Genomic DNA, 15,724 nt, shown 5'->3' with positions numbered 1-15,724 from the left:
CCGGACGGACAAAGGAGTCCTCCCATGGCACTGCACCGTCTGACCTCGATCACCATGGGCGTGCCCCAGGTCGCCGAAACGGCCGCCTACTACGCGGACTTCGGCCTCGCCCCCGAGGGCGACGGCTGGTTCGCTACCCGGGACGGCGGCCGCCAACTGCGCATCGTGCACGCCCCTACCCGTCGGCTCGTCGAAGTCCGCATAGGCGCCGACTCCCCGGACGACCTGGCGGCCGCCGCCTCCCGACTGCACTGCCTCGGCACCGACAGCCGACTCGAAGGTACGCGTCTGACCGCCCACGACAAGGCGACCGGCGTCCGGGCCATCATGGAGGTGGTCCCCCGACTCGTCCAGGACCCGATCGCGGCCACCCCCTACAACGGACCCGGCCGCGTCGAGCGCAAGGACACACGCGCACCCGGCGTCCTGCGCACCGGCGGCGTCCGGCCGCGCAAGCTCGGGCACGCCGTCGTCGGCACCACCGATCTGGAGGCCACGACCGCGTTCTTCCGCGAGGGCCTCGGTTTCAAGGCGTCCGACTACATCAAGGACCACGGCGCGTTCCTGCGCTGCTCCACCGACCACCACAACATCCTCGTCATGGCGGCCCCCGTCACGTTCCTGCACCACACCTCCTGGCAGGTCGACGACATCGACGAGGTGGGCCGCGGCGCCACCGCCATGCTGGAGGACCACCCCGAGCGGCACGTGTGGGGCCTGGGACGGCACCATGCCGGGTCCAACTTCTTCTGGTACCTGAAGGATCCGGCCGGAAACTTCTCCGAGTACTACTCCGACATGGACTGCATCGTCGACGACCAACTGTGGACGCCGGAGGCCCTGGAAGGCGCCAAGGGACTGTTCAACTGGGGACCGCCGCCCCCGCCCTCTTTCCTCGCCCCCGAAGACCTGGCCGCCATCATGACGGGCACGCACAGTGAGAGGTAGAACCATGACAGAGGTGTCTTCCCACGTGCACGACTCGTCGAGGGTGCACGACGTCGCGATCGTCGGCTTCGGTCCGATCGGCCAGATGCTGGCGCTGCTGCTGGGCCGGGCAGGCCACGACGTCATCGCCCTGGAACGCTGGCCCAACGCGTACGACCTGCCCCGCGCCGTCCACTTCGACCACGAGATCGGCCGGATCTTCCAGTCCGCCGGAGTGGCGGAGGAGGTGCGCACGGTCACCGACCCGGTCCCGGACCACTACGAGTGGCGCAACGCCGCAGGTGAGCCGCTGGTACGCATCGACTGGTCCGGCAACGGTCCCTCCGGCTGGCCCACCGCCAACTTCTTCTCCCAGCCCCGGCTGGAGGCGGTGCTCGCCGAGGCCGCCGAGAAACAGCCCACGGTCACGGTACGCCGCGGCTGCCAGGTCGTGGACGTACAAGCCGACGCGGACGGCGTGCGGTTGAGCGTCTCCGGCGCCGACGGCCCCGGCGCCGTGCGGGCCCGGTACGTGATCGGCGCGGACGGCGCCAACAGCTTCGTCCGTTCCGCGATGGACACCTCCGTCACCGACCTCGGGTTCTTCTACGACTGGCTGATCGTCGACACCGTCCCCCACGAGGAGGAGACATGGTCGCCGATGAACTGGCAGCTGTGTGACCCCGAGCGGCCCACAACGATCGTCTCCGGCGGCCCCGGTCGCCGACGGTGGGAATTCCTCCGCCTGGCCCACGAGAGCGTCGACGAACTCAACACCGAGGAGACCGCCTGGCGACTCCTGGAGCCGTGGGAACGCACACCGGAGAACACCACCCTCGAACGGCACGTCGTCTATACCTTCCAGGCCCGCTGGGTGGACACCTGGCGGGAGGGCCGACTGCTGCTGGCAGGGGACGCGGCCCACCAGATGCCGCCCTTCGCGGGGCAGGGCATGTGTTCCGGGATGCGCGACGCGGCCAACCTGGCGTGGAAGCTGGACCTCGTCCTGACCGGCCGGGTCCACGAAGACCTCCTGGACACCTACACCTCCGAACGCAGCGAGCATGTCCAGCACGCCATCGGCATGTCGATGGCGCTGGGCCGGGTCATCTGCGTCCTGGACGCCGACGAGGCCGCGGCCCGCGACGAGCGGATGATCGCAGCGGGCGCCGACCCGGAGCGAGCGCTGCCACCTACGCCGCCGCCGGTGCTGGGCGACGGAGTCCTCCAACGCGCGGCCGACGGCACCCGCGCTGCCGACGTCGGCCACCTCACTCCGCAGTTCCGGCTGACACACCGCGGGCATACCGCACTCCTCGATGACCTCACGGGTGGCGGCTTCACCGTCCTCACCGACGGCGACGCGCCGCTGAAGGCTCTCGACGAGACGGACCGTACGTTCCTGTCCGACATCGGGGCGCACCTCGTCCCGCTGTACGAGACCGCCGCACCCGAGGACGGCTACACCGATGCCCCAGGCGGCTATCTGCCGCACATGCGCGAGCATGGCCACGTCGCGGCAGTGATCCGGCCCGACTTCTACCTGTTCGGCGCGGCTGCCGACGACGCCGGACTGCACGGCCTGGTGGGCCAGTTGCGCGCACTGCTGCGCTGGCCCGCCGCCGACCGTGACACTCAGGCCCCCGGCAAACTGATCGCCGCCGGAGAGCAGTAGCCGCTACGCCACCTGGGGAACGTGCCGACTGCGGCGGTCCCGCACGGGCGAGGCGCCGCCGTGCCGGGGTCCGGGCCGCGTCACCACTGTCGCGCGCCCCGGATGCCCACGGCGGCATCCCTGACGCCCTCGTCCCGCCACGCCCCTTTCCGTTAGGAGCCGCGCGTGCATTCGCTTTCCGCCGACCCCGGTCGGCCCTCGTGGAGTGGCTCTCCCCTCCCGGCCAAGCCGCAAGGTGTACTGGTACTGGCTTTCCTCATCCTGTTCATCGACGGTTATGACCTTTTCACCCTCGGCACGGTCGGTCCCACGCTCCTGCGACACGGCGCCTGGGGCGACGAGATCACCGTGGGTATGCTCGGCATGCTCGGCAGTGTCACCGGTATCGGCATGATCCTTGGATCCGCGGCGGCCGGCCGTGCCGGCGACCGGTTCGGCGTCCGGCTCCCCTTGTCCCTGGCCCTGGCTCTGATCTCGGCTTCCATGCTGCTGTCGGCCCTCGCCCCGGGCCTGCCAATGTTCGTCGTCGCCCGCGCCCTCACAGGCCTCGGGATCGGCGCCCTGGCCCCGCTGGCGGGGTCCTTCGTCACCGCCCACGCCCCGCAGCGCCGCCGGACGCTGTACATCGCAGTCGCCATGGCGGCCCTCGGCCTCGGTGGAGCCGCCTCCGCCTATCTCGGCCGCGCACTGCTGCCCGAGACAGACTTCCGATGGATGTTCGTTCCCGGCGTGCTGCCCCTACTCCTCGTCCCGTTCCTGCTGCGGTTGCTGCCGCAGCAGGAACCTTCAGCGGCGAACGCGCCTCGGTCCACGGACCCGGCCTACCGCTCCCGGGCTCTACTGGACAAGGACCGCCGCCGGGTCACGGTGCTGCTGTGGGTGGCGTCCTTCATGTCCATCGCCCTGATCTACTCCACGAGCAACTGGTTGCCGTCCGTCATGCTGAAGGCGGGGTACGACCTTAACTCGGCACTGGAGTTCTCCACCGCGTTCACGGTGGGCGCGAGTGTGGGGAGCATGGCACTGTCGCTGCTCGCCGACCGTGGCCACCTGCGCCTGGTGACGCTGGGGGGATTCCTCCTGGCCATGTGTGCGCTCCTCGCGTTGAGCACCCCCCCGCCGCGTCTTGTGCTGCTGCTGCTCTCAGCGCTGGCAGGAGTCGGCTCCCTGGGCACCCAGAGCCTCGTGGTGGGTTGCATGGCTGCGAGCTATCCGCCCCAGCTCATGGGCGTCGGCATGGGGTTCGGTCTTGCGGTGGGGCGGTTCGGCGCCATCGTGGGCCCGAGCTATCTCGCGGCCGTCACCACCTGGGTCGCCTCCCCCAAGGCCGGGTTCTACGCCTTCACCGTGCCGGCCGTGTTCGGGGCGGTGGCGGTTGTGTCCCTGCCGAAGACGCCAGCGCTCGAGCGCACACGAGTGGCTCTCGCCCCCGGACCACGGTGACCGGCTGAAGGACCGCCTGAGGTTCCCCCAGGTCTCGTCCAGACATCCGCGCCCCGTCCCGACCAGTCAGCCGACCAGTCGGTCCCGACGGCCGTGCCGCACCTCCCCCAGCAGGCACCGTCGCCAACGGTAAGGAAAGGCTGGATATCCGTGGGATAACGTGCTCCACGTGGCCAAAGAAGATGACACCCCCGACAGGTCGAGCCAGACGAAGAGCTCTTCGGGGCTCATCGGCGCAGTCGACAACGTGCTGCACCTGCTGCACATGTTCGAAGAGCACGAAACGATCCGCGTCAACCAGGTGGCACAGCAGATGCGGCTGTCGCGCTCTACGGTGCATCGCCTGTTGGCCACTCTCAGCCATCATCAATTCGTGGAACAGGACGAGGGGTCGCGCGCCTACCGGCCGGGCCCGGCACTGATCGACATCGGCTTGTCCGTCGTGGTGAACATCGACATCCAGGCGATCTCCCGCGACGCCTTGACCCGGCTGCGCGATGAGACGGATGAGACCACCCACCTCGCCTGCCTGCGCGGTTCCGATGTGGTGTACCTGGACGCCGTCGAGAGCACCCAGGCGGTGCGGGCGAGCAGCCGCGTCGGCTGGTCTCTGCCAGCCCACTCGACGGCGATCGGCAAGGCTATCCTCGCCGAACTGCCGGACGCAGAGCTGGCCGCGCTCCACCCGACGGGCAAGCTCGCAACTGTCACCGAGCGCACGATCAGCACACTCGACAGACTGCTCCCCGAGCTGGCGGCGGTCCGGGAGCGCGGCTACGCCACCAACGACGGCGAGAGCGAGCTCGAAGTCCGCTCGGTGGCCGCCGTCGTACGTGACGGGCATGGCAGCAGGCGCGCCGCGATTGCGGTGACGGCACCCAGCTCACGTGCGGGCACAGGGTGGGCCGAGGACGTCGCACCGACCGTGACACGCATCGCGAAGGAACTGAGTGAGCGCATCGGCTGACGCACGGCCTCGCACGAAATCACCGTCATCGGCGGGCACTTGGCTGCGCCACGCGATCACGACTCAGCAAGCCCTGAAGGAACTACTGCGAGGGTGAGCTTGTCGTCACATTCGCGAAGCCACGAACCTCGACAACGACGGGCACCCGCCGCCTCTGGTCTCGCCATCACAAAAACGCCACCGCAAAGTCAGTAGTTGCAGGCAGGGAAGGTTCCGTCCGCAGCAGCAGCCCTGCGGTCCGAGCACGGCGTTTCATGCCGGACAGCTCCTATAGACGCCAGGGAAGAAGGCGACGTGCCGCCCTGGCGTGTAGGGCTCCGCGATCCTGGCCGTTTCGGCGATCTGGCGCAGTTCGCGGTTCACGTACAGAGCGATGTGCTCGCTCTGCTCCCCGCACAGGCTCATGTGGGCGATGCCGAGCGGGATGCGGACGAAGTCACCGGGACCAAGCTCGACGATGCCACGCTGAGAGATCAGAGTGCGGTGGCCTGAGACCTGGTACTGAATCTGGTCCGCGTCCAGGACGCGGCGATAAACGCGCTGCTTGGAGGCAGCCAGTCGCACGATGCCCAGGTGGAAGCCCGCCGAGCCGTACCGCCAGGTCATGCCGGGCTCCCCGGATCCACGCAGGAGGCACAAGCGCTCCTTGTCTGCGTGCACCTGTTCCAGGAGTTTCAATTCGTCCACCGAGAACACACACATGTCGTGTCCGGACGTTCCCATGCGCTGCGTCACAGCCTCGTTGACCTGCCCAGGCTGCCAACCAGGGAAGGGCGGGATGATCTCCTGCGAGGTGCGGACCGGGGTCTGCTCCTCGGACACGGGGGCAGGTGCGTAGAAGAGCAGATGGCTCTCACGGCGGCCGCGGCTGTCGTGGGCAACACCGCGAGGGATGCGGGAGAACTCGCCTGGCTGGTGCTCGACAATGCCGATCTCCGACATCAACGTACGCTGATGGGTTATTTGGTACGAGATCTCATCCACGTCGCAGTTGCGACGGTAGAACGGCTGACGGCCGTCCGTCATCTGCCACTCAACGCGGACCTGCGCGCTCTCGTACACACCGTGAGGTGGAGCGGGCGGCTGGGCCGCATACTCCTGCGGATGGTGTACGACCGACAGCAACGTGTCGCCTTCCCGTGGTTTGACAGGGGCGGGACCAGGATGTGGTTCCGACAGCAGCAGATGCTCGTCACGTTCGACGATCCTGGATGGCTGGTCGGAGCCGATGACGGTGACGACTTCCGGAACGATCCCCAAGGGAACACCTTGCGCGCCTGGAATGTTGGAGACCCAGGGGGAGCCGCCGGGTCGCTGTGCGACGCGTGTGGACCGCGCCCTTGGGGTGGCGGTCCACACGCGGAGGGTCGCATAGGCCCGCTCTGCCTCAGGCGGGCACCAGGCTCGACCAGCCGAACGCGGCAACATCGATCTCGGGGTGCACGGCCTTGCACGAGCCGCAGGTGCGGGCGGCCTCGTCAGCTGAGAACCTCGCACACGCGGATGCGTAGAACCGGGACGGTGCCACGTCGTTGTCGTGCTCCCACTCGTACCGGTAGAGCTCGGTACGGCACTCCGCGCAGTACCAGATCGTGCCCTGACGCCCCGCCTTGAGGGCCATGAAGCGGATCACAGTGCCTGCTTCGACGGGGACGATCTGGTGCGGTGTGCCGGCCGGGACGTAGACGTGATCGCCGATGGTCATCCGGAATCGGTTCACTGAACTGTCTCGCAGGAATACGTCACTGCTGCCGGACATCTGACTCAGGACCGTGTCCTTCTCGCAGACCAGGTGAAACGGCTGCGGCAACGTGTTGTGCGAAAGGTAGAGCTGAGGATCGGTGTCGGCGGGAAGTACTGCCGCCTCGGCGTAGTCACCCAACTCAGGAGCGACCTTCAGCGCATGGAGCATCCGTCGGCGGTTTGTCATGGGGAGACCTCCTGGACGGCGGGTTGTCCCGCTTCCTGCAGTGCGCGGTATGCGGCATTGGCGACGGTGGTTTGGGAGACCGTGCGGCGCCAGCCCCAAGGAGCCTCGGCGAACGGCCTGTTGACGTGTCCGCACTCCTTGCAGGTGCGTCCGGCCGCGGAGTTGCGGATGTCTGCGAACCTGGCCGAGCCGACCGTCGTCGGGAACTGCGAGACCCGGTCGTCGTCGGCTCCGCTGTGCCAAGTCGCGTCGTAGCCGGGCAGGCCGACCGGAGTGGCGTCGTACTCGTGCCGCACGATCTCCGCCTTGCATTCCTGGCAGCGTGCGATCATCGCCTCGGATTGGTCCCCCTCCTCCGCCTGGTGCTGGGTGATCACCATGAGGCCGTAGGCGCCCTCCTCCTTCTCGTCACGGAGATAGGAGTTGACGCCGTGCAGGTTCTGCGTCGCCATGATCTGTCCGGTGGCCATCACCGACCGGTGTGCGCCATACACGACGACGACCTCGTTGACGGTGTTCCAGTGGAAGAAGTGGCCGTAGTCGGCGTCCGGGCCTCCGATGAGAACTGCGCCGCAGGGCACGATCGCACCAGCATGGTCGTACGGGAACAGCGGCATCAGCTGTCCCGCGGACCTGGCCATATGCTCAAAAACGTTGGTCTTGAGAGGTTCACGGTCGGGATCCGGCGGAGAGATCTGCTGGGTCCGTTCCAGCAGGACCGCCTCTGTGGTGGGCTCGCTCATGGCTGCCCCTCTCTTCGAGAGTGTTTCAGCATGCGGAACAGTGATCGCTATTTTGTTACCAAAATCTAGTGCGTGGCAAGCGTCGAGTAGCACCGAATCACTTCGCAGGTGCGCATGAGTCGTGTCATGGCGAGGACCAAAAATGCAGGTCACACGGGGTATGGAGACGGCGACGGTCACCCCGGAAAACCCGGAACACGGTGTGCGGCCCCGCCATCACCAGCGCCCGCACCCCCGTGTTCGGCGCCTCGACGGGATTCGCCGGAGCCGGCTACCAGACGAGGTACCCGGCGCCCCCTCCCCGCCGGCGCTGGCGTCGCCGTACGTCGACGACACCACTGAGCCGCCCGCGACGAACCTCGAGGAACTACTGGGCGTGGTCGAGCGCGCTGTCCGACCATAGCGACCAGCGGCGGACCCAGTCCGTTCACACCTCGTTGCAGGCTCCCGGCTCCCATGAGGCGGGCCGTTCTCGGCTGTTACGGTGCTACGGACTCCAGCTCACAACCCGCCCGCCTTAGGGACTGTCTCCGGTTGTGATCAAGCCCCGGGGTGGGGGCCGGTCCGATAAGACTGTGCTGTGACGCGTGCGCAACTCACCGACCTTGAGTGGGAGTTCATCGAGCCGTTCCTGCCGGTCGGCAGGTTCGGCCCGTACCCCGAGCGGCTGCGTGAGCAGTTCGAGGGGGTGATCTGGCGGTTCCGCACCGGCAGCCAGTGGAGAGAGATGCCCGAGCGGTTCGGCGCCTGGCAGACCGTCTACAACCGCTTCATGCGATGGCGGGACGCGGGCGTCTTCCAGACCCTGCTGGACGAAGCGATCGCCGAGGCCGCCCGCAGGGACGAGATCGACATGTCCCTGGTCAGCGTGGACTCCACCACCACGCGGGCCCATCACGACGCCGCCGGCATGCGGGTCAGCGAACAGACTCTGGCCGCACTCGAGGAGGCAGCCTCGCAAAAGGGGGAGCATCGCAGGGACAAGGCGGGCAGGACGGCGAAAGCGATCCGGTCCGGGCCGAACGCCGGCGCATCCGCTTACGACGGCGGGCCCGGCTGAAGGCCGCCCTGCTCGGACGGTCGCGCGGCGGGCTGACCAGCAAGATCCACCTGGCTGCCGACCGGCGGTGCCGGCCGATGGCGCTCCTTCTGACCGCCGGACAGGCCGCCGACAGCCCGCAGTTCATCCCGGTTCTGAGCAAGGTACGGGTCCGTCTGCCGGTCGGCCGTCCCCGCACCCGGCCGGCTGCCGTGGCCGGTGATAAGGCCTACTCCTCCCGCGCCAACCGAGCCAATCTGCGCAAACGCCGCATCAAGGCAGTCATCCCGGAGAAGAGGGACCAGGCCGCCAACCGCAGGAAGAAAGGCAGCCGGGGCGGCAGGCCCGTCACCCACAATGCCGATCTCTACCGCGACCGCAACACGGTCGAGCGGGCCATCAACAGGATGAAGGACTGGCGAGGCATCGCGACCCGCTACGACAAGACGCCCGAGAGCTACCTCGCCGGACTCCATCTCCGCGCAGCGACCATCTGGATCAGCAGCATCCTGAAAGCCCAATGATCACAACTGGAGACAGTCCCTAGCCGTCCTTTCCAGGGCGTGTCACGCCCCGCCCTCGTCCATCGAACCGAGGATTCGCCTGGTGTCCGAAGTGGCGGCTGACCCCGGACGATTCGCACTAGATCATCGGTGACGCCGAGGCGTGACCACACGCTGGCGCGCCCGGTTTCGCGGACTACTCGTCCGGTTCTCGTGCTACATCGTCCGCTGGACAAACTCGCGATCGTGCACTTCGACCGGTACCACATGCACCGACACGCAACCCGACGACCAACGCGTGCGCTGCCCTGTCACAACCGCGGGGTCGCGGGACTAGTCCCCCACTGCGCCCTGTCCCCGGCCTCACGCAAGGTCGAGTCGCTCGGGCCAGCGGCTCCGAAGTATCGCGGGGCTGATCTCGGAGATGCGCGTAGCTCCGGTGACGGCCATCGCGACTCCCAATTCCTCCCGCAGCACGGTCAGCACACGGGTTGCGCCATCGGCGCCCCCAATCGTCAGCCCCCACATCGCCGGCCGACCGACCAGCACGGCTCGGGCTCCCAGGGCGAGCGCGCACAGCACATCCGTCCCCGTTCGGATCCCGCCGTCGACGAAGACCTCGATCCGCCCGTCGGCGCCCTCCACCACATCGGACAACACGTCAGCTGTCGCGACAGACCGATCGAGCCCGTGACCGCCATGATTGGAGACGATCACCCCCGCGGCGCCGTGCTCGGCCGCGAGGCGCGCGTCGGTAGCAGTGGTGACGCCCTTAAGAACCAAAGGCAGCGAGGTGAGCCCTGCCAGCCATTCGAGGTCCTTCCAGCTGATCCTGGGATCAATGACGGTGTCGACCCCGAATCGCTGGCCGTAGTCTCTACTCACAAACGAGGCGTGCTCACCAGTGCTGGACTGCGGGGCGAGCGACGCGGCCGCGCGTCGCATTCCGGGCGGGAACGATGGTGTTACGGGAAGATCGACGGTGAGGCAGAGCGCGGTAGCTCCTGCGGCCGCAGCACGGTGCACGACGTCCTTGAGAACGCCGCGATCCTTCGGCCAGTACAACTGCATCCAGAAGCGGCCTGCCGCGGAGCCGATCTCCTCTGGCGTGCGCGTCGCAGCCATGCTCAGCGTGAACACGGTCCGAGCGCGAGCACTGGCGACGGCCAGTCCCAGTTCGGCATCGGGGTGGCAGAAGGTCGAACAACAGAAGGGGGCAATCAGAACCGGCAGCGCGACCGGGTCCCCCAGCACTGTTGTCGCCGTGTCCAGAGCGCTTACGTCGACCAGCGCGCGGTTCCGGAGTGACCACTGCTGCCAGGCCTCCACGTTCTGCCGGAGCGTGATTCCACCCCCGTCGCAATTGACGAAGGAACGGACCACGTCAGGCATTCGCTCTTCGGCGAGCTTCTGAAACTCAGCGACCTCGTACACGTGGTCGAGGTCGATGCCCTCTGCCTCAGCACTCATCTCAGCTCGCTTCCGTCGTCGGCTGGATTCCCGCGGCCGCGTTCAATTCGATGCCGACCACATTCGTGTAGAAGGTCGGCAGATAACTGATCGCGGCCGTGAACAGCAGTCCGCAGCCAAAACTGCCCAGGCCAGAACAGAAACGAAGCCCAGTGGCGGCAACACCGATATCTGACTGGACTGCGGACACCCTTCCGCCGCGCGCCCACGTGTCCGGCCAGACTCGGGAGCGCCCGCTTCCGGCACTCTTTGGGCGTTGATTCGCGTCGCCCCGTGAACAGTCTGGAAGGTCCTCCGCGACCGTCGACAGGGCGACGGGGTCCACTACGTGATGCTCGGCATCGCCCGCCTGTACGACCTCGCTGTCGCTGGATAGGTGCAGTGGTCGGCTGCGCACCGCCCCCAGGTCGTTACGCGACAAGCCAGTTGACGCAGAGGCGTGAGCCGGATGGAAGCGGGGGCGTCAGTTGATGCGCTCGCCGAGTTCGCGGGCGACCCGGATCGTGGCGGCCCCTGCCCTGGAGATCCAGTCGTCGTCGACACGGGACTTGGGGGCCGTGGTGGCTATGGCCGCCCGTGCGCGACCATGCCTGTCGCGGACAACGGCCGCGACCGCGCTGACGTCGTCCTCACTCTCGGCATTGTTGACCGCGTAGCCCAGCCGCCGGACGTCCGTCAGTTGCTTCTGGAGTTCCTCGCGGGTCTGCGGAGCGCGGGACGTCGGCGCCTGCAGATCTTCCTCGGGGAATCGGGCCACGAGGGCGTCGTCGTCGAGCTCGGCCAGCAGTGCCTTGCCGGCCGCTGTCGCGTGTGCGGGCAGCGTCCAGCCGGTCCGGCTGCCGGTACGTACGACCCGATTGCTCTCGACGCTGTCGACATAAAGCACCTGGGCACCGCGCAGGGTAGCCAGGTGAACGGTCTCGTCGGTTTCGTCGCGCAAGACCACCAGGGCGCCGTGGGCGAGCGAACGGATGTCCATGTTCGCGACGACCGACAGGCCAATGTCGACGAGCGCGGGGCCCGGCTTGTATGCGCGCGAAAAGTCGTCCTGCGTCACGAAGCCGTGGTGGCTGAGCGTGGCGAGCATGCGGTGAACAGTAGACCTTGACAAGCCCATGTCTCGCGCGACTTGGTTCACCCGGATCATCTCGTGGTCCTGGAACATGCGCAGCAAGCGCAGGACGTTGTCGACGGCCCCGATCAGGCCCGACGGCCGTTGGGCGGAGTCGGGCTCGTCACTGGTGTTCCCCGTTCTTCGATCCACACAGAGCACAGTAGCGCAGAGATTTCCAGCCTCCATAGCCTTGCCACTACGTCGCCACAAGCGGGACAGTGTTCTGTAGGGTGACACATAGAGCTGACGAAGGAGTCTTGCCATGCCTCTGTACCTGAGCCTTCACCAGGCCCCGGGCCTCTCCGTGGAGGAGATCGCGGGGAACGCGCCTGAAGTCGCCCAGCAGGTGCACGCCACCTTTAGGCAGCTGTACGTGAACACGGACACCGGGTTCATCGTCTCGGTCTACGAGGCCGACAACGCCAAGGCCCTGGAGGAGGAGTTCGAGCGGATCGGCTTCCCCTTCGATGCCATCAATGAAGTCGACTTCACGCAGAACGCCGCGGAGCTGGCCGAGATGGTGCAGGGGGGTGGTGGTCATGTCTGAGGCACCCGTCCTGAAACACCCGATCACTCTTCACTTCCGAGGCGACTGGGGGCAGGCCAACCTCCACCGGATCTGCGGCTGGATAGCGCAGGAGATGGGAGACCGCGCCCCAGCGGGCTCTCGCTTCGCCATCTGGAACGGGCGGGGAGGCGCCGATCAGATCGAGGCGTTGCGCGCCGGTGAGGTCGACATCGCCCTCGTCACACCGACGGCCGCCGTACGGGCGCTGGACCACGCGGGAAAGACGGAGGGGCTGGCCTCATTGGGCGTGATCGGCCAACGGGACCGGCTCGTTGTCGCGGTCGACGCGTCCCTGCCCGTCACCACGGTGGCCGATCTCGCTTCCATCACCGACCAGTTGACCGTGGCGACTTCACCGGACGATGGTGTGAACCTCATCGGTCTCGCCGCACACAAGGCACTACGCGTGGCCGGCGTCGCCCCCGAGAAGCTGACGTTCCTTTACGACGAGCGTCCGTTCCCACTGCTGGAGCACTTCATCGAGGGCAAGGCGAACGTCCTCATCAACGAAGCGGTGATGACCCCGCGATGGCAGCAGCTCGACCGCGTACGCCCGGTCAAGTACCTGCCTTGGGGAGACGACGTACTGCGGGCCTTCGCGGCCGAGGGGTGGCAGGGCGCCGTGGTGGAGGCAGGCTACTTCCCCGGCCTCGCCGAGGATCTGCACACGCTCGACTTCTCGGACTTCGCGATCCTGTGCAGGCAGGACATGGACGACGATGTGGCCGCCCTCGCCACCTGGTGCATGGTGATGACACGCCGCGCCCTGGAGGCACAGTACGTACACCTGCCGGCCGATCGCTCGCCGGTCACCTATCCACTCGTCCCCGCCGACATGGCGCGCTCGCCGCTGCCGCTGCACCCGGCCGCAGCGCGTACGTACGCCGCGCTGGGGAACTCCGAGCTGTCCGACGGTGCCCCGCTCTGGAAATGACACCTCAGCACGACCGCAAAGAGCCTCGGGTGGATTACGACACCTTACCTGTCACGCACAGACATTCCTGAGGAAGTAGAGGAGCAAGCGTGATCGAGCTCAATGACATGGATCCCTCAAATCCGTTCCCGCAGCAGTTGCAGGGCCCGGACGACGGACAGCCCATCACCCTGATCAACACGTTCGTCGCGCCCGAAGGGCAGATCGACAAGGTCCTCGACGTCTGGCGCGAGGACGCCCTGGTCATGAAGAGCCAGCCCGGCTTCATCTCCTCCCAGTTGTACCGCGGCATCGGCGACAGCAACGTACTGACGAACGTGGCGGTCTGGGAGAATCTCTCCTCGCTTCGCAAGGCCTTCATGACCGAGCAGTTCCAGAGCACGCTGGCACGGTACCCGGACGGCTCGGTCGCGCACCCGGTTGTCGTGCGCAAGCGGGCCGTGCCTGGGGTGTGCCTCGGATGACCATCGACTCCACGGACCATACGGGCGTCACCTTCTTCGAGTTCGATCCCAGCCAGGACTTCGCCACCCAGCTGGGGCTCGACGCGACCGGCTGCACCCTCCTCGACATCGTCGTCGCCCCACCGGGCAAGCAGGAGGAAGTGGTCGAACAGTGGCGGCGACACGCCGACTACATGCATACCCAGCCCGGGCTGATCAAGGTACAACTGCATCAGACCGTCGGCGGCGGAACCACCATCGTCAATCTCGCCGTGTGGGAGTCCCCGGCCGCCCTGCGCGCCGCCATCTCCACACCGGAGTTCGCGGCGATCGCTGTCGACTACCCACCCGGCACCGTCTGCACCCGGCACCTCGTCAGCGCGGTGGCGGTCCCGGGAATCTGCGCGACATGAGCCGTTGCGGCTGTGCGGTGTCGACGCCGCACAGCTCGCGTCGGGGCATGATCGCGCTCATCGCGTGCCGCAGCATGGTCCGCGGACCGTCGTCGCTGAGGACCTGACTGCTCAATGACTTGACGTGGCAAAAATTCGTATCATCCTTGATGAAGCAATCTCGATCCAGGAGGAAACTATGTCCGACCTCTATGAGCTGCCGATCCTTACGACCGCTGAACGTGACCGCCGATGGTCGCTGGCGCGACAGTTCCTGCGGGACCGCGACCTGGCCGCAATGCTCGTCGTCGCTCCCGACGGCCCGTTCCGGATGCAGCCCTACTTCGCCAATACCTCGACCGGGACAATCCTGTTCCCCGTCGACTCGGAACCCACGTGGATCGGCTGGATGTTCGACGCTGGCAGGTCTTTCGAGAACGAGCGGCGGGGTATCAAGCCCTGGATCTCGGACACGCGCATCGTGCAGGACCAGTTGGCCACCCTCCGCGAGATCACCCAAGAGCGCGGACTGGCCGGCAAGCGCCTCGGCGTGCTCGGATTCAGCCCCTCGGGCATCCCCATGGGCGGCACCATGCCTTATGCGCAGGGCGCTCGCCTGGTAGAGCTGTTCAGTGACAGCGAACTGGTCGACGTCTCAGAGGAGTTCGGTGCCGCCATCCTCCAGCGCAGTGCGGAGGAGGTGCCGTTCGTCCGGCATGCGGCACAGGCGTGCGAGAACGCGGCGGCGGCCCTGCTGGAGGTTGCGAAGGAGGGCACACCGGAAAGCGAGGTCTACCGGGCAGTGATCAACGAGCTCGCGAAGGCCGGCGCACACGCGACCGAGCCACAGGTACTCATGACGGTCGAGCCGGCGACCATGGACTTCCTCGCAGGGCCCCACTGGTTCTTCCCCCACCGCCAGAGGCGCCTGCTGCAGTCCGGTGACGTCATCCAGGTGGAGATATTCTGCTGGTTCGGCGGCCTGGACAGCCAAGCCCAGGTCACGATCCTGGTCGGCGAGCAGGATCCTGTTCAGCTCGAACTCAGTGAGGTCGCTCGCCGGTCGTACGAGGCGGCGCTGCCCGAGATCCGGCCGGGCAATCGATTCTCCGACGTCTGGAAGGCGATGCGCCAGGTCATCCTCGATGCGGGGTGCTGGAGCGCGAGCCCCCATCTGCACACACTGTCGCCGGTGCTCCATGTCGGTGAGCTCCACAGCGGGATGGAGGAGGCAGACATCGATGCCCGCCTCAAGACGCCCGCCTTCATCCCGGGCGACGGCGGAGAGGATCTCATCCTTCGAGAGGGCATGACCCTCGCCCTGGAACCCTGCCCTGCTCGCGGCTACCGCAAGGGGATGGTCGGAGGCGCCGTGCTGGTGACCAGTGACGGCTACGAGGAACTGAACTCGCTCTCGACGCGAGTCCACCGAGTCTGAGACACGGGCACCGGCGTTCTCGACGCGCGGAGTCAACGCGCACCGGCGTCGAGAACGCCGACCAGGCCGGCGTGGACAGAACAGGCATCGATGGGCGGACCGGTGCGGTGCCGACTCCTGCGGTACAGCGTCGACACC

15 protein-coding genes and 2 pseudogenes are annotated in these 15,724 nt (G+C 67.2%); 11 read left to right on the top strand and 6 right to left on the bottom strand.

Annotated features, from left to right (window positions below; translation table 11 throughout):
- Window positions 1-24 precede the first annotated feature (24 nt).
- The 4 genes from ACMTAK_RS40825 to ACMTAK_RS40810 all read left to right on the top strand — a co-directional run bounded on the left by ACMTAK_RS40825 (window position 25) and on the right by ACMTAK_RS40810 (window position 5,012).
- Complete coding sequence (locus ACMTAK_RS40825; protein WP_413810802.1) at window positions 25-948, top strand: VOC family protein; 924 nt, start codon at window positions 25-27, stop codon at window positions 946-948.
- 4 nt (window positions 949-952) lie between these two features.
- Complete coding sequence (gene mhpA, locus ACMTAK_RS40820) at window positions 953-2,602, top strand: bifunctional 3-(3-hydroxy-phenyl)propionate/3-hydroxycinnamic acid hydroxylase MhpA (protein ID WP_413810801.1); 1,650 nt, start codon at window positions 953-955, stop codon at window positions 2,600-2,602.
- 165 nt (window positions 2,603-2,767) lie between these two features.
- Complete coding sequence (locus tag ACMTAK_RS40815; RefSeq protein ID WP_413810800.1) at window positions 2,768-4,045, top strand: MFS transporter; 1,278 nt, start codon at window positions 2,768-2,770, stop codon at window positions 4,043-4,045.
- A gap of 169 nt (window positions 4,046-4,214) precedes the next feature.
- Complete coding sequence (locus tag ACMTAK_RS40810; protein WP_413810799.1) at window positions 4,215-5,012, top strand: IclR family transcriptional regulator; 798 nt, start codon at window positions 4,215-4,217, stop codon at window positions 5,010-5,012.
- 252 nt (window positions 5,013-5,264) lie between these two features.
- Here the strand turns inward: ACMTAK_RS40810 and ACMTAK_RS40805 are convergent, their stop codons facing one another.
- From ACMTAK_RS40805 to ACMTAK_RS40795, 3 genes are all read right to left on the bottom strand, one after another.
- Complete coding sequence (locus ACMTAK_RS40805; RefSeq protein WP_413810798.1) at window positions 5,265-6,272, bottom strand: hypothetical protein; 1,008 nt, start codon at window positions 6,270-6,272, stop codon at window positions 5,265-5,267.
- Between the two features lie 127 nt (window positions 6,273-6,399).
- The gene (locus ACMTAK_RS40800) at window positions 6,400-6,942 is read right to left on the bottom strand and encodes a cupin domain-containing protein (protein WP_413810797.1); all 543 of its coding nucleotides are present in this window, start codon (window positions 6,940-6,942) and stop codon (window positions 6,400-6,402) included.
- Window positions 6,939-7,685, bottom strand: coding sequence for a hypothetical protein (locus ACMTAK_RS40795; protein WP_413810796.1), 747 nt, complete (start codon window positions 7,683-7,685; stop codon window positions 6,939-6,941). Before ACMTAK_RS40795 ends, ACMTAK_RS40800 begins: the two co-directional genes overlap by 4 nt.
- Window positions 7,686-8,265: 580 nt before the next feature.
- Here ACMTAK_RS40795 and ACMTAK_RS40790 point away from each other — a divergent pair.
- Window positions 8,266-9,248, top strand: a pseudogene (locus tag ACMTAK_RS40790) (IS5 family transposase).
- Window positions 9,249-9,590: 342 nt separating this feature from the next.
- On the opposite strand, the gene ACMTAK_RS40785 reads toward ACMTAK_RS40790, so the two are convergent.
- Complete coding sequence (locus ACMTAK_RS40785; RefSeq protein WP_413810795.1) at window positions 9,591-10,697, bottom strand: alpha-hydroxy acid oxidase; 1,107 nt, start codon at window positions 10,695-10,697, stop codon at window positions 9,591-9,593.
- 1 nt (window position 10,698) lies between these two features.
- Entirely contained in the window at window positions 10,699-10,887 is a 189-nt protein-coding gene (locus tag ACMTAK_RS40780) for a hypothetical protein (protein WP_413810794.1), read from the bottom strand.
- Between the two features lie 93 nt (window positions 10,888-10,980).
- Between ACMTAK_RS40780 and ACMTAK_RS40775 the strand changes: the two are divergent.
- Window positions 10,981-11,073: pseudogene (locus tag ACMTAK_RS40775) on the top strand (IS5/IS1182 family transposase); the annotation flags it as partial.
- An 87-nt stretch (window positions 11,074-11,160) separates the two neighbouring features.
- Here ACMTAK_RS40775 and ACMTAK_RS40770 read toward each other — a convergent pair.
- The gene (locus ACMTAK_RS40770; RefSeq protein ID WP_413810793.1) at window positions 11,161-11,961 is read right to left on the bottom strand and encodes an IclR family transcriptional regulator; all 801 of its coding nucleotides are present in this window, start codon (window positions 11,959-11,961) and stop codon (window positions 11,161-11,163) included.
- A 112-nt stretch (window positions 11,962-12,073) separates the two neighbouring features.
- On the opposite strand from ACMTAK_RS40770, the gene ACMTAK_RS40765 reads away from it, so the two are divergent.
- The 5 genes from ACMTAK_RS40765 to ACMTAK_RS40745 all read left to right on the top strand — a co-directional run bounded on the left by ACMTAK_RS40765 (window position 12,074) and on the right by ACMTAK_RS40745 (window position 15,586).
- The gene (locus ACMTAK_RS40765; RefSeq protein WP_413810792.1) at window positions 12,074-12,358 is read left to right on the top strand and encodes a nickel-binding protein; all 285 of its coding nucleotides are present in this window, start codon (window positions 12,074-12,076) and stop codon (window positions 12,356-12,358) included.
- Window positions 12,351-13,313 (top strand): TAXI family TRAP transporter solute-binding subunit, encoded by a 963-nt coding sequence (locus ACMTAK_RS40760; protein ID WP_413810791.1) that lies wholly within the window; start codon window positions 12,351-12,353, stop codon window positions 13,311-13,313. Before ACMTAK_RS40765 ends, ACMTAK_RS40760 begins: the two co-directional genes overlap by 8 nt.
- Before the next feature lie 89 nt (window positions 13,314-13,402).
- The gene (locus ACMTAK_RS40755; RefSeq protein WP_413810790.1) at window positions 13,403-13,777 is read left to right on the top strand and encodes an antibiotic biosynthesis monooxygenase family protein; all 375 of its coding nucleotides are present in this window, start codon (window positions 13,403-13,405) and stop codon (window positions 13,775-13,777) included.
- Window positions 13,774-14,169, top strand: coding sequence for an antibiotic biosynthesis monooxygenase family protein (locus ACMTAK_RS40750; protein ID WP_413810789.1), 396 nt, complete (start codon window positions 13,774-13,776; stop codon window positions 14,167-14,169). Before ACMTAK_RS40755 ends, ACMTAK_RS40750 begins: the two co-directional genes overlap by 4 nt.
- Window positions 14,170-14,347: 178 nt before the next feature.
- A complete protein-coding gene (locus tag ACMTAK_RS40745) occupies window positions 14,348-15,586 on the top strand; it encodes a M24 family metallopeptidase (RefSeq protein ID WP_413810788.1) in 1,239 nt (412 codons plus the stop codon).
- Window positions 15,587-15,724 lie beyond the last annotated feature (138 nt).

The organism is Streptomyces lacaronensis, from assembly GCF_047337785.1.
Lineage (GTDB): Bacteria > Actinomycetota > Actinomycetes > Streptomycetales > Streptomycetaceae > Streptomyces > Streptomyces lycopersici.
Note: the sequence above shows the minus strand (reverse complement) of the source record. Positions and strands in the feature narration are given on the sequence as shown.

What these genes read in the sequence shown, in the direction of transcription:
- ACMTAK_RS40825 (WP_413810802.1), top strand. Translation starts at nt 25, where the DNA reads ATGGCACTGCACCGTCTGACCTCGATCACCATGGGCGTGCCCCAGGTC.
- mhpA (WP_413810801.1), top strand. Translation starts at nt 953, where the DNA reads ATGACAGAGGTGTCTTCCCACGTGCACGACTCGTCGAGGGTGCACGAC.
- ACMTAK_RS40800 (WP_413810797.1), bottom strand. Translation starts at nt 6,942, where the DNA reads ATGACAAACCGCCGACGGATGCTCCATGCGCTGAAGGTCGCTCCTGAG.
- ACMTAK_RS40795 (WP_413810796.1), bottom strand. Translation starts at nt 7,685, where the DNA reads ATGAGCGAGCCCACCACAGAGGCGGTCCTGCTGGAACGGACCCAGCAG.
- ACMTAK_RS40785 (WP_413810795.1), bottom strand. Translation starts at nt 10,697, where the DNA reads ATGAGTGCTGAGGCAGAGGGCATCGACCTCGACCACGTGTACGAGGTC.
- ACMTAK_RS40765 (WP_413810792.1), top strand. Translation starts at nt 12,074, where the DNA reads ATGCCTCTGTACCTGAGCCTTCACCAGGCCCCGGGCCTCTCCGTGGAG.
- ACMTAK_RS40760 (WP_413810791.1), top strand. Translation starts at nt 12,351, where the DNA reads ATGTCTGAGGCACCCGTCCTGAAACACCCGATCACTCTTCACTTCCGA.
- ACMTAK_RS40750 (WP_413810789.1), top strand. Translation starts at nt 13,774, where the DNA reads ATGACCATCGACTCCACGGACCATACGGGCGTCACCTTCTTCGAGTTC.
- ACMTAK_RS40745 (WP_413810788.1), top strand. Translation starts at nt 14,348, where the DNA reads ATGTCCGACCTCTATGAGCTGCCGATCCTTACGACCGCTGAACGTGAC.